The sequence below is a fragment of the Maricaulis sp. genome (assembly GCF_015665295.1).
Lineage (GTDB): Bacteria > Pseudomonadota > Alphaproteobacteria > Caulobacterales > Maricaulaceae > Maricaulis.
Genome location: NZ_JADFAJ010000014.1, coordinates 52522 through 65048, shown reverse-complemented (window position 1 = coordinate 65048; position 12527 = coordinate 52522). Strand labels below are relative to the sequence as shown.

14 protein-coding genes are annotated in these 12527 nt (G+C 64.6%); 7 read left to right on the top strand and 7 right to left on the bottom strand.

What is annotated here, in order from left to right; all coding sequences use genetic code 11:
* Positions 1-48 precede the first annotated feature (48 nt).
* Positions 49-1095 carry a serine hydrolase domain-containing protein gene (locus tag QZZ02_RS07410; RefSeq protein ID WP_291843376.1) on the top strand — a complete coding sequence of 349 codons (1047 nt, stop codon included), beginning with the start codon at positions 49-51 and terminating at the stop codon, positions 1093-1095.
* A gap of 4 nt (positions 1096-1099) precedes the next feature.
* On the opposite strand, the gene QZZ02_RS07405 is transcribed toward QZZ02_RS07410, so the two are convergent.
* The 4 genes from QZZ02_RS07405 to QZZ02_RS07390 form a co-directional block, all read right to left on the bottom strand.
* Positions 1100-1963 carry a 50S ribosomal protein L11 methyltransferase gene (locus QZZ02_RS07405; protein ID WP_291843375.1) on the bottom strand — a complete coding sequence of 288 codons (864 nt, stop codon included), beginning with the start codon at positions 1961-1963 and terminating at the stop codon, positions 1100-1102.
* A 272-nt stretch (positions 1964-2235) separates the two neighbouring features.
* The gene (locus QZZ02_RS07400; RefSeq protein WP_291843374.1) at positions 2236-3180 is read right to left on the bottom strand and encodes an alpha/beta hydrolase; all 945 of its coding nucleotides are present in this window, start codon (positions 3178-3180) and stop codon (positions 2236-2238) included.
* Between the two features lie 439 nt (positions 3181-3619).
* A complete protein-coding gene (locus tag QZZ02_RS07395) occupies positions 3620-4270 on the bottom strand; it encodes a hypothetical protein (RefSeq protein WP_291843373.1) in 651 nt (216 codons plus the stop codon).
* 13 nt (positions 4271-4283) lie between these two features.
* Entirely contained in the window at positions 4284-6575 is a 2292-nt protein-coding gene (locus QZZ02_RS07390; protein WP_291843372.1) for a UvrD-helicase domain-containing protein, read from the bottom strand.
* Positions 6576-6677: 102 nt separating this feature from the next.
* Between QZZ02_RS07390 and QZZ02_RS07385 the strand changes: the two genes are divergently transcribed.
* Entirely contained in the window at positions 6678-7190 is a 513-nt protein-coding gene (locus QZZ02_RS07385) for a hypothetical protein (RefSeq protein WP_291843371.1), read from the top strand.
* A gap of 111 nt (positions 7191-7301) precedes the next feature.
* Here QZZ02_RS07385 and QZZ02_RS07380 read toward each other — a convergent pair whose 3' ends face one another.
* Together QZZ02_RS07380 and QZZ02_RS07375 are read right to left on the bottom strand one after the other, a co-directional pair.
* Entirely contained in the window at positions 7302-7832 is a 531-nt protein-coding gene (locus QZZ02_RS07380; protein WP_291843369.1) for a hypothetical protein, read from the bottom strand.
* Positions 7833-7896: 64 nt separating this feature from the next.
* On the bottom strand, positions 7897-9504 hold the full coding sequence (locus QZZ02_RS07375) for a chloride channel protein (RefSeq protein WP_291843368.1): 1608 nt from the start codon (positions 9502-9504) through the stop codon (positions 7897-7899).
* A 143-nt stretch (positions 9505-9647) separates the two neighbouring features.
* On the opposite strand from QZZ02_RS07375, the gene QZZ02_RS07370 reads away from it, so the two are divergent.
* Genes QZZ02_RS07370 through QZZ02_RS07360 form a run of 3 tightly spaced genes read left to right on the top strand, consistent with a single transcriptional unit; the run spans position 9648 to position 11074 of the window.
* Positions 9648-9965: a metalloregulator ArsR/SmtB family transcription factor gene (locus tag QZZ02_RS07370; protein WP_291843367.1), complete on the top strand. Its 318-nt coding sequence runs from the start codon at positions 9648-9650 to the stop codon at positions 9963-9965.
* Entirely contained in the window at positions 9958-10395 is a 438-nt protein-coding gene (locus QZZ02_RS07365) for an SRPBCC domain-containing protein (protein ID WP_291843366.1), read from the top strand. Before QZZ02_RS07370 ends, QZZ02_RS07365 begins: the two co-directional genes overlap by 8 nt.
* A gap of 58 nt (positions 10396-10453) precedes the next feature.
* Positions 10454-11074: a hypothetical protein gene (locus tag QZZ02_RS07360; RefSeq protein WP_291843365.1), complete on the top strand. Its 621-nt coding sequence runs from the start codon at positions 10454-10456 to the stop codon at positions 11072-11074.
* On the opposite strand, the gene QZZ02_RS07355 is transcribed toward QZZ02_RS07360, so the two are convergent.
* Complete coding sequence (locus tag QZZ02_RS07355; protein ID WP_366511513.1) at positions 11075-11299, bottom strand: ribbon-helix-helix domain-containing protein; 225 nt, start codon at positions 11297-11299, stop codon at positions 11075-11077.
* Positions 11300-11457: 158 nt separating this feature from the next.
* Between QZZ02_RS07355 and QZZ02_RS07350 the strand changes: the two genes are divergently transcribed.
* Positions 11458-12126, top strand: a complete 669-nt coding sequence (locus QZZ02_RS07350; RefSeq protein ID WP_291843363.1) for a DNA-3-methyladenine glycosylase I — start codon at positions 11458-11460, stop codon at positions 12124-12126.
* Between the two features lie 21 nt (positions 12127-12147).
* Positions 12148-12522: a hypothetical protein gene (locus QZZ02_RS07345; RefSeq protein WP_291843362.1), complete on the top strand. Its 375-nt coding sequence runs from the start codon at positions 12148-12150 to the stop codon at positions 12520-12522.
* The last annotated feature ends 5 nt before the right edge of the window (positions 12523-12527 follow it).

The following is a 12527-nucleotide window of genomic DNA, read 5'->3' as shown; positions in this document are numbered from 1 at the left end:
CGGCAAGCGGAAGGCGTGCCGGGGGGCAAGTCAACAACAGAGAGACCCATGCTGACGATTGGACGTTTTTTCACCGGAACCGCACTGGCCGCAAGCCTCTGGCTGAGTGGCGCCGCCGCGGTTGCCGCATCCGATAGCGCTGACGAAGCGCGCGCCGCCTTTGACGAGATGGCGGCCCACTACCCCGCCCTCAACGCCACCATCATGGTGGAGGGCGAGATTGTCTGGGAGGCCGAAGGCGGCACCGCGCGTGACGCGGCGGATGGGGTGACCCAGGCCTATAATGTCTACTCGGTCGCCAAGATGTTCACGGCGCTGGCCTATGCCCGTCTTGCGGAAACCGAGGGGCTGGACCTCGACATGCCGGTCCGCGCCATCGATGCCACGCTTCCGGCGGCCTATGACGCCGTTACCCTGCGCGCCTTGCTCGAGCACACAGCCGGTGTGCGACACTACACCTCGCGGGAGGACTGGATCGCCTTTTCCGACCGGCGTTGCGAGACCCCGGCCGATGCGCTCGGGCATTTCATCGCTGACCCCTTGAGCCCGCCGGTCGAAGGCGAGATGAGCTACTCGACCTATGGCTATGTGTTGTTGAGCCATCTACTGGTGCAGCTCACCGGCACGGAAAACTTCGACGCTGCCATGACGCATGTGCTGGGCGAGGCGGTCTATCTGGCCCGCCGCGACAGCGAGCTGGCCGACAAGGCCCGCAATTGGGTGGATGTCGGGTCGGGGCCGGAGATCGTCGCGGGCCTGTCGGCCGAGTGCAAGTTCGGCGCGGGCGGGCTGTTGATGAGTTCGCGCGAACTGGCGGCCATGGGCGCGGCGCTCGCAGCGGGTGATATCGTCGACCTGGCAAGCTGGGGCGACCTCCCGGGCCCGTGGGCGGGCCATGATGCCGGACTGGACCTGCACTATGCCGCGCACTCGGGCGGTTCGCCGGGCGGGCGGTCTTTCCTGCTGGTCTATGTCGAGCCCGGGGTCTCTGTCGCGCTGACCGGAAATGCCGACAGCGAGAATTTGCAGGCTCTTTCCATCCGGCTCGCCGATCTTTTTGCCGGCTTTACTGGCGAGGCGCCGGCAGAAGACTAGCGGCTCAGCCTGTCTTGCTGGCGACCAGCGTCTCCCAGCCTTCCAGGGGCGGTTGGCGGTGGACGCTGAGGCCGGCGGCTTCATAGGCGGCGCGGACCAGGGTTTCCTGTTCGGTCAGCAGGCCGGACAGGATGACCTTGCCGCCGGGCGCCAGAATCTCCGCGACACCCGGGGCCAGTTCGACCAGCGGTCCGGCCAGGATATTGGCAAAGACCAGCTCGAACCGGCGACCGGCCAGCTTGGCATGGTCGAGGCCCTCGGCGACGAAACAGTCGATGCCGGGGGTGGCGTTCTTGGTGCAGTTCTCGAGGCTTTCCTCGATGGCTTCCGGATCGATATCCGAGGCCAGCACCTCGGCCTCGGGCAGGACCTTGGCGGCGGCGATCGCCAGGACGGCCGTGCCGCAACCCAGGTCGAAAACCGTCGCCGGCGCCGCGCCGGCATCGAGCATTTCCGAGAAGGCGATCAGGCAGCCGCGCGTGGTGCCGTGATGACCGGTGCCGAAAGCCGGTCCGGCCTCGATCTCGATACCGATCTGGCCCGTTTCGACCGCGTCTCGGTCATGCGCGCCAAACAGGGTGAAGCGTCCGGCGACAATCGGCTTGAGGCCCTGCAGCGACAGGCGCACCCAGTCCTCTTCCGGCAGCGGGCCGAATTCGACCAGGATATCCTCGCTCAGACCCGAAGCGGCGCGGAAGGCGGCTTCATCGGGCATCGCCTGGAACAGCACGTCGAGGCGCGCTGTCTCGCCCTCCTCAAAGATCGCCCAGCTGAGCGCAACCGGCGGAAAGACCGCGTCGAGCCGCTCGACGACATCGGCAAGCGTGGCAAAATCGGACAGGGCAGTCAGGCGCCAAAGCGTGGTCATGGGAAGCTCTCCGGATCAGGCGGGCGGTGTGGACGCTGACGGCGCGGAAATCAAGCGGGGAGGGTGTGGGGGGCGGGTGCTGTGGGTCCGGACACGAGCGAAAGCTCGGGAAAAGACCTTGATTGTCATGCCAGCCAGTGCGCCGCATCCGCTTCGTCAGGTCAAGGGCGGCGAAGCCGCCGCTCCGCGGTTTCACCCTTGAGCTGACGAAGCGGATGCGGCTGTCTGCCGGAAAGACAGATAAGCATGACTGGGCACATTTGTGCCGCTGCCTAATCTGCCTGCAGCGCCTCAACCAGCACGGCGCGGATATCCTGCCAGGCCGGCGCGGTCGGATCGATCAGCTCGAAATGGCCCGCTGCGGGCAGTACGACATGGCGCACCGTGTCACCCCGCGCACCGGCGAGGAGGGTGTAGCGCGCGCCCAGCACCGGCGGGACGATCGGGTCGAGCTCGCCGGAGATGATGACCTGGTCCACCGCGATCCCGGCCATCGAGCCGGGCGAGACCTGGGCCATTAGCTCGCGCGTCTGACCCTCGACCGGGCCAATGAGATTATCCACCGTGTCCGGCTCACCGCAGCGCCCCGGCCCGTGGGCGCGATAATCGGCGAGGTCATTGATCCCGGCCAGGGTGACGACGGCATCGGGCAGCAGCGGGTCGGCCCGCCAGGCTGGACTGTCCTCGGACAGGCCGCCGCGCGCCGCCGCCCACAGGGCGAGATGTCCGCCAGCGGAATGACCGGTGAGAACCAGACGGTCGAGATCGAGCGGATAGTCCGCCGCGACCACGCGGAGGTGATCCATCCCGTCGGCGATATCCTCGAACGTGCCCGGCCAACCGCCGGTCTCATGCCCGATACGGGCATATTCGAGATTCCAGACCGCAATCCCGTGATCACGCAGATCGGCGGCGATATAATCCTGCAGGATCGTGCCGGGTATCTGCGATAGCCAGCACCCGCCATGCACCATGGCCACGACCGGGAAGGGCCCCTCGCCCTCGGGCAGCCACAACTCACCAAACTCCAGCTCGCCCTCGCCAAAGGCAAGGCGCGCCGTCGCCGTCTCGCGGGGACGATCGAGGAGTTCATTCCAGGCAATCGGTCGGGCCTCGGCATGCGGATCGGTGAAGCCCGGCGCGGGGGCCTCTGCCTGACAGGCGGCGAGGGCAGTCATGGCCGCAAGGAGGACAGAAAGGCGATGCAGACGGAACATGGCGGCTCACAGGGTGGCTGGAGCGACCAACTTTCCGCGAAACGGGTGTTTTGTCATCGGGCGAGCTGAGGATTTCTTGCCCGCGTGCGGGGACGTGGATTGCCGAGACCGAAGACCTGTAAACGGGTACGCTTGAAACGGCGTCCTCTCCACGTAACCACCGTCATCCCCCGGCTTGTCCGGGGGACCTCACCCATCCGCCAGACGTCCGTGACGAGGTCCCCCGGATGAGCGCTGCGCGCTCCCCGTGGGATGACGGAGTGTGAGGGGAGTCCAATGTATAAAAAGCCCCTTCCCTTGATGGGGAGGATGCCCCGGAATGAATCCGGGCTGGACGGGGTGAAACGCGTCAGCGTTCTGCCATTGATCGCCCATCACCCACTCCGTCTCGCCGCTAAGCGGCGATCCACCTCGCCTTGTCTGGGCGAGGGCCTCGTGGTCAGTACCGTTCGTCGTCGGGCACACTCGCGTAGTCGAACAGGAAGTGTCCCAGCTCGCGCAAGGCGCCGCCGGGTGACCAGGCATCGTGCAGGCAGTAGGTGTCCGACCCGGAGCTTTCGAATATCCATTGCGCACCATCCTCGCCGCCATCGACCTGCCGTGTCGCGGCGCAGATGTCGGCTTCCTGCAAGCGAGCAAGGAAGGATGCCGTCGCGGCATCGTCTAGTAAAACAACGTCATGACGGGCCAATTGACCAGGATCATAGCCGCCAGCACCGTCCGCCTCACGCCACTCCAGCCTGGCCTGTCGCGCCTGCGCGTCGACGAACACACGAAAGCTCATCGGATGATGGAAGCTACGTAGCCAGGTCAGACGAAACTCCGTGCCGCGAGCGGGCGAGGGCAGGCGGCGTTCATCAAGCGCCGAAAGCTGGTGCGTGTACCAAGTGCAGGTCTGCCGATCATCAAATCCGTCAACAGGAAAATGAGCTTCGAAACTCGAGCTGTCCGGTGCTCCCGGCACCATCCGTCCATTGGCATCCGGTTCACTCCAGACTCCGTAGGACAGCCCTTCGCAGACGCGGCGCTCTATCGGCAGCGACCATTCCTCGACGGCTAGCAGGCCCAGCGCGACCGCAAAACTGATCACCTCACCCGCCCCCCTAAGGCAATTCCCGCAAGAAATTCTCCACCACCTTCTTCTCGCCGGCCTTGTCGAATTTCACGGTGTACTTCGAGCCATCGGCCTTTTTCACCGTGCCGTAGCCGAATTTGTCGTGGAAGACGCGGTCGCCGGCGCGCCAGGTGCCTTGCGTGTCCGAGCCGCCGCTCTCGATGAGCGTGGCCTTGGCATTGATGGTGGGCGGGGCGGACTTGCGGCCGGATTGCTGGTTGGCCTGGTAGCGCTTCCAGCCGGGGCTGGAATAGCTCGAGGCCATGGCGTCGGGCTGCTGGCTGACGCTTTCAAAGCCCGGGCCGCTGTCATAATAGCCGGTCTCCGAGCGTGCCTCGACATGGTCGATCGGCATTTCATCGATGAAGCGGGACGGGATGACCGTCTGCCAGCGGCCATAGATCATGCGATTGGCAGTGAAGGTGATGATGGCGCGCTCGCGGGCGCGGGTGATGCCGACATAGGCGAGGCGGCGTTCCTCCTCGAGCGAGCGCGTGCCACCCTCGTCCAGCGAGCGCTGGGAGGGGAAGACGGTCTCTTCCCAGCCCGGCAGGAAGACGAGCGGGAATTCCAGACCCTTGGCGCCGTGCAGCGTCATCAGGGAAATCTCGTCCTCATCGGGCTGGCGGTCGGCATCGGTCAGAAGCGCGACATGCTCGAGATAGGCCTCCAGCGTGTCGTACTCGCCCATGGAGCGGACCAGTTCCTTGAGGTTTTCCAGCTTGCCGGCAGCCTGGGGTGTCTTGTCCTCGCGCCACATGGCGGTATAGCCGCTCTCGTCGAGAATGATCTCGGCCAGCTCGTCGAGCCGGCTCTGTTCGGACTGTTCCCGCCAGCGCTCGATATCGCGCAGGAAAACGCCGAGGGCGGTGCGCGCCTTGCCGCGGATCTCGTCCGTGCCCAGCATGACGCGCGTCGCCTCGGTCATCGGCACACCCATCGCCCGGGCGGTCATGGCGATCTTCTGCACCGTGGTGTCGCCAATGCCGCGCTTGGGCACATTGACGATACGCTCGAAGGCCAGATCGTCCTCGGGCGAGCGGACCAGGCGCAGATAGGCGTGGGCGTCGCGGACTTCGGCGCGCTCGAAGAAGCGCGGTCCGCCGATCACCTTGTAGGGCAGGCCCAGCATGATGAAACGGTCTTCAAAGGCACGCATCTGCCAGGCCGCGCGGACGAGGACGGCACTGTCGGAATAGGCGCGGCCGCCCGACACCCAGTTCTCGATCTCCTCGGCGACGAAACGCGCTTCCGCCTCGCCATCCCAGATGCCGCGGACCTGGACCTTTTCGCCATCGGCATCATCGGTCCACAAGGTCTTGCCAAGGCGCGAGCGATTGGCCGCGATCAGGCCCGAGGCGGCGCCCAATATATGCGCGGTCGAGCGGTAATTGCGCTCCAGCCGGATCACTTCGGCGCCGGAAAAATCCTTTTCGAAGCGCAATATGTTGTCGACCTCGGCGCCGCGCCAGCCATAGATCGACTGGTCGTCATCGCCCACGCAGCAGATATTCCCCGTGCCCTGGGCCAGGAGGCGCAGCCAGAGATACTGGGCGATATTGGTGTCCTGGTATTCGTCGACGAGCAGGTAGCGGAATTTCTGGTGATAGAGTTTCAGGACATCCGGATTGTCCTTGAAGATGTGCAGCGTGTGCAGCAGCAGGTCGCCGAAATCGCAGGCATTGAGCGTTTTCAGGCGCTCCTGGTAGATCTGGTAGAGGCCCTGGCCGCGCCCTTCGGCGAAGGCCCATTTGTCCTCCTCGCCGAGCTGGGCCGGCATCAGGCCACGATTTTTCCAGCCATCGATCAGGCTGGCGAGATGGCGCGGTGTCCAGCGTTTCTCGTCGATATTTTCCGCCTGGATGATCTGTTTGAGCAGACGCAGCTGGTCGTCCGTGTCGAGGATGGTGAAGGAGGATTTCAGATCCACCAGCTCGGCATGGCGGCGCAGGATCTGGGCCGAAACCGAGTGGAATGTGCCCAGCCAGGGCACGCCCTCGACCGCCTCGCCGATGATCTTGCCGACCCGCTCCTTCATCTCGCGCGCCGCCTTGTTGGTGAAGGTGACGGCGAGAATTTCCCACGGCCGGGCACGGCCGGTGGCGAGGATATGGGCGAGGCGGGTGGTCAGGACGCGGGTCTTGCCGGTACCGGCCCCGGCCAGTACCAGGACCGGCCCGTCCATCGCTTCCACGGCCGCGCGCTGTTCGGCATTGAGCCCTTCCAGATAGGGCGTCGGCGGCGCGGGGCGCGCCATGTCGGAGATGGAAAGACCGGACATGCAATTCCCTGCTGCTTGGACGGCGGGGGCCACCCCTGTTTGTCGAACCGATTCAGTGCGCCATACTGGACCGATTGGCGCCTGATCCCAAGGGAGGGATGTGTGATTGTTCGTTTTTTGTTCGCGCTGGTCGTGTCGGCATTTGGGCTCTCCGGGTGCGCGACTCAATCACACATGGCTCGATGGCAAGCCGAGCAAGCGGAGTTGGAGTCGCGCCTGTCTTCGCAGATCGTCCTGGTGGAGAATGTCCGGGTTGACCCCGGGGCGGGGGCCAGGGTCGGCGTTGTCAGAAGCGAAAACGGTCCGGTACTCGCCGTTCAGCTTCCTGTTCTCCAACGTCGCGACGGTCAGTCTGAACAGGTGTATTTCTATCTGCCAGACTGGCAGCCGGATCAGATTTACGCGTTCGACCTGGACGATGATGGGCGCCGCGAGTTTGCGCTACGGATGCCTTCGGCCTTGATGAATTCATGGCTCATCCTGCGTGGGTTTTCTTTGCCGACCCAGTCGCGAGCGGGGTTTTGGCTCACTTATGAAGTTCCGGACGAATTATTCGACCCGGACAGGCAGGATGCCGAACTCGTACTGCAAGTTGACCTGACGGAGTTTCGCTAGATGTCCGGCCGAGCGCAGCGCCCGTTGCATCTGTCCCGAAAATGCATCTGCCCCGAAAATGCTTTTGGCCGCGGCTGAAGTCGTCTTGCCGAGACGCCAGGCAACCGGGCCTCACCCGAACAGCGCATCCACATTGGCCTGGGCGGCTTCGTCGTCGAGTTCGTCTTCGGTGGGGGAGCCGCCATGGATGGTGCCGGAGGCGGCGGAGATCAGGGGGCGGATTTCCTCGCTCGCGAGTTCGGCGATATGGGCGCAGGCCTCGGGGCTGGTGGTTTCACGCAGCACGGACTGGGCCCGCTCGACCTCGCCATTGATCTGCAGGATCAGGGTTTCCAGATGCGCCCGCACCGCATTCGGCGCAGCGCGATAGGCGAGAATGGCCAGCTCCTTGTCCTTGAAGGAGGAGTTGGCGAAATGGCTGGGATAGTCCGCCGGTGCCCAGTCGAGCACGTCCTCGGCGCAATCGGGCATGTCGGGCAGCATTTCCATCAGCATGACCACCTCGTTGAAGTGGTTGAGATAGTCTGTCGCCAGACCGGTCACCGGATTGATATTGGCCGCGCGCAACGCTTCCGGAGACAGAGGCGCTTCGCCGAGCACGGCGCGCTCGCTGGCAGAGGTATCAAACCCGTTCGGTTCCATCGTGCGACCTTATCCGCGACATTCTTTCCAGAGCAATAACCGGACTGAAGCCGGATGGATGGCGTCAGCGATGTTCTTCCTCGCTGATCTCGGCGAGGCGGCGGGCATAGGCCGCCTGGGCATCGGCCTTGGTAATGATGCCGGTGACGGCCTGGGCGTCCGACCGTTCGCGCACGACAGCGCTGTCGATCTGTTCGGCATCGAGCACGGCCAAGGCGCGGCCCAGCGTGTCGTCCTCATAGACGCAGGTTCCGTCAGGGACTTCGGACTTGCTCCAGTCGCCCAGCGGTTCCATCACGTCGCGCACCCGCACCATCTGCAGCACAAGGCGGGCGGCGCCGCCGGCAATGTCATAGCCGCGCCGCTGCATCTGCAGCTGGAAGAGCGAGCCGCCGAGCGCTGACTGGCTCAGAATGGTGGCCAGCGAGACCGCGACCAGCACTGCGACCGAGGCTTCGTAACTGGTGGTCAGTTCGAACACGATCAGCGTGGTCGAGAGCGGCGCACCGAGCACGGCGCCGGCCATTGCGCCCATCCCGATCACGGCGAAGAAGCCCGGCCCGGCGGTCTGTTCACCGGCGAGGGCGGCGAGTGCGATCCCGAAGGCAGAGCCCAGCATGGCGCCGAGATAGAGCGAGGGTGAGAACACCCCGCCGGCAAAGCGGCAGGCCAGCGAGACCAGGGTCGCCAGGGTCTTCAGCCCGATCAGCAGGATGAGCAGCCAGAATGTGTACTGCGTGGCCAGGGCGTTTGAGGTCGCTTCATAGCCGACACCGAGTATTTCCGGCGCGACCAGGGCGATGAGGCCGACAGCCAGCCCGCCGGGAACGGGCAGCAGCCAGGTCGGCATTCCCGCGCGGTCGGCCCAGCCCGAGACCAGCGTCGGCAAGTGCAGTGTGCCGCGATTGAAGAGGATCGCCAGGCCGGCTGCCGCGACACCGAGCACGGCGGCAGCCGGGAAGTCCCACAGGCTGGCCGCGGCCATTTCAGGAACACCGAAAACCGGGGCCTGGCCGAAATGGAAGCGCACGATGAGAGCGCCGACCACGCTCGCCGTCGCCACCGGCGCGATCGACCGCAGCGCGTAATGGCCCAGCACGACCTCGAAGGCGAACAGCGCTCCGGCGACCGGCGCATTGAAGCTGGCCGAGACGGCGGCCGCTGCGCCGCAGGCCAACAGGATGCGCGAGCCGCGTGCGGCCATGCCGATCCGGCTGCCGATGAAGCCGGCCAGTGTCGCGCCGAGATGCACGGCGGGACCTTCCCGTCCGGCACTGGCGCCCCCGCCAAGGGAGACCGCCGACAAAAGCGCCGAATACAGTCCCGAGCGGAGATCGATCCGGCCGGACTTCACCGCCCGGGCCTCCAGGACGTCGGCGACGCCCAGACCGCGCCCGTCCGGGGACAGGCCGAAGCGGCGTCCAAGGCCCAGCATGATGGCGACGATGATGCCGGTGATGACCGGGATCAGGACCAGTCGCCAGCCCGGCAGGCCGGCGGCGGAACTGGCAAGGCGTTCCTCGGTCGCGCCAAAGGCGAATTGTTCGACCCAGCCAATGCCGAGACGCAGGCCCAGCGTCGCATAGCCGGCACAGATGCCGACCACGATGGCCAATGCCCAAAGGGCCGGGCCACGTCCGTCGCGAATGGCTTGTCCGATCCGGTTGATCACATCTTTCGCCTGGACGACTCAATCCTGTTTCCGGTGTGGCGCGGGTCGCCGGTCGGGGTCAAGCGAGGGAATTCACCGGCAAGCCTTGACATGAAACCGAACGGTATCATATAAGCGAAACCAGTTGGTTTCATGAGGTGGTTATGACACTCCCCGATCCCGTGTTCAGGGCGCTCGCAGACCCGACCCGCCGGTCCATTCTCCTGCTGCTCGCAGAGGGCGACCGGACGGTGGGCGAGGTGGCGAGCCGGTTCGACATGACCCGGCCCGCCGTCGCCAAGCATCTCAAAGTGCTCGGCGATGGCGGTCTGGTCACGGTTGAGGCGCGCGGTCGCGAGCGCATCAATCGTCTTAATCCGGAGCCGCTGGCGCAGGTGGCCGAATGGGTCGCCCGGTTCGAGGTGTTCTGGGATCAGCGCCTCGCAGCTCTCAAGAAAGAAGTGGAAACGACCCATGACTGAAGCCCGCATCGAAAAATCGGTCTTCCTCAAGGCAAGCCCGGAACGGGTCTGGGATTATCTCACCCGGCCGGAACTCCTGGCCCGATGGTTCCATCCGGCCGATACCGGGCTGGTGCCGGATGCGGCCTTTGCGCTGCTCAGCAATAGCGGGGACGGATCGAAAGTGTGCTGGGGCAATGTGCTGGAAGCCGAACCGCCGACGCGTCTGGTCTACAGCTTCACCCATAAATGGCTGGAGGGGCACAAGACCCGTGTCGAGTGGACGCTGGTCGCCCTTGCCGAGGGTACCTTGCTCAGACTGGTCCATGACGGATTTGAAGGCGCCAAGGTCGATGTCTTCGACAGCCTGTGTGACCATGATGCCGGCTGGGACGAGCATTTCGGCAAGCTTCGGACGGCTGTGCTGGAGATCGCAACCCTACCGGCCTGACCTGGCCCTTGTGCCCCTGTGTCGAGCCGGTAGATTGATGGCTTGGCACGGGGGCAACATGTCTGGATTAGTCACGTTTCTGGCGAGCTTGGCCGCCTTCACCCTGTCCGGCAGCGCGGTGGCGATGCAGGAGCCGGGGCTCGACAGTGAGTACACGCGGATCGACGAAGGCTGTACCACGCGGCAATTGCCCGATGAGCCGGTGTACGAAACGGCCTGCCCCGGTCATGGAACCTGGACGCTCGACATACTCACGGGCGAACACGGCGCCGCGGTGGCCTATGTCGGGCCGGACGGAGTCCGGTCCGAATTCGTCAATGCCCCGATGCGCGGCCTGTATGGCGGATTCCACCCTGTCCTTGAATGGCGGCTGGAGCACGGCGAGGCCTTCGCGACCATCCACCGCTATGTCCACGAAAACCCGCCAGAATTGCTCGATACCATGGGCGGTGTTGCACAACCCAATACGCTGATTGTCACGGCGCTTGCGGCTGAGGGTGGTTTTACGGCCTGCCCGGTTGCCTACATCGACGCATCGGCCCTGCCCGACGCCAACCAGATTGCCCGAGATGTCACGGATCGCCTGTCACGCGGATGGGATTGCGGCAATGAGGTGATCCGTTTTGGCGCTGACATGGAGTCGGTGGACGCCTATCTCGCGACGGTTCGCCTCAAATAATCAGTCCTTTTGCAAGGCCGTGTGGCGAAGCTGCCGCAACACCCAGACCCGCACCGAAGAGGCCAGGGGCTCGTCCTCGCGACCTGCATCGATCTCGCCGACCAGGCTGGCCAGCGAGCGGCCTTCCGCGCGGGCAAGGCGGTCGAGCTCTGCCCAGAAATCCGGCTCCAGCGAAATCGACGTGCGGTGTCCGGCGAGGGAGAGTGAGCGTTTGATCAGCGACATGATGGTGACGTGGATATCCGATAGCAGTGGCAAGGTTTGGGCGATCTTCCGCCTGCAACCCTAATGGTGCATTTTCTGCCACGCAATCTTGGCGCAGCCGCGAGGGCGACTTGTCTTGTCCGTTTCTATCGCCATCTAGTGGGCGAGGGGAGACCGCGATGAACACGTTTGACACCATCCGCGAACTGGCCAGGCAGCACCATCCTGATCTTGAGGACCGCCTGGCCGTCCATGACGGGCCAAAATCCGCAGATGCCCTCAAGGCCGTCCCGGATGATCGCTGGTTGGCCCAGATGACACGCTGCGTCTTCCAGGCCGGATTTGTCTGGAAGGTTATCGAGGCCAAGTGGGACGGATTCGAAGCGGCTTTTGAAGGGTTTGATCCGAACCGGATCAGTGTCTTCTCGGATGATGACATTGCCCGCCTGGTTTCGGATGAACGCATTGTGCGCAATGGGCAGAAGATTACAGCCACCGTCGAAAACGCCCGCATGGTCGCCGACCTGTCGGCCGAACATGGCGGGTTTGGCACCTTCATGGCGAACTGGCCCGGGGACGACCAGGCTGGCCTCCTGGCCCTGTTCAAGGCGCGCGGCTCAAGGCTGTCGGGCATGACGGGGCAGTACTTTCTGCGCGCATCCGGCTGGGATGCCTGGATCCTGTCCGGTGATGTCGGCGCAGCTCTCGTGCGCGAGGGCGTGGTCGACAGGCCGCCGACGTCGAAGGCGGCGATCGCCAGATCGGCAGCCGCGATTTCGGCCTGGGCGAAAGAGGGGCGCTGCTCGCAAAGCGAGGTCAGCCGCGTGCTCGCGCTGAGCGTCGGTTAGGCGCTGGCGAGGCGCTGACTCTTGCGTTTGGATTTTGATGAAAATTTGAATCAATGCGATAGCATCCCGACTCTTGGAGAAGTTGGCCCCATGTTGCGCTGGTACAAGCCTGTTCCGATCTCGAAGCTCCGCATCAAGGACGTCCCGGACCTGCCGGGTGTCTATGTGCTGCTGCGCGACCCCGATGATATCTCAAGCGTGCTGAAGATCGGGCCGACGCGGTCCTTGCGCGTCATGTTTGAGCGCGAGCTGGCCATACCGGACAAGGGGCGTGGCCTGCATCCACAGGCGATGATGTTTGCCGAAACATGGGCCGATGCCGAGGAGGCGCAGCGGCTCATCGCCGCCTACAAGCGCAAGAACGGCCGTCCGCCGGTGATGAATTCGCCTTATTGACGAGA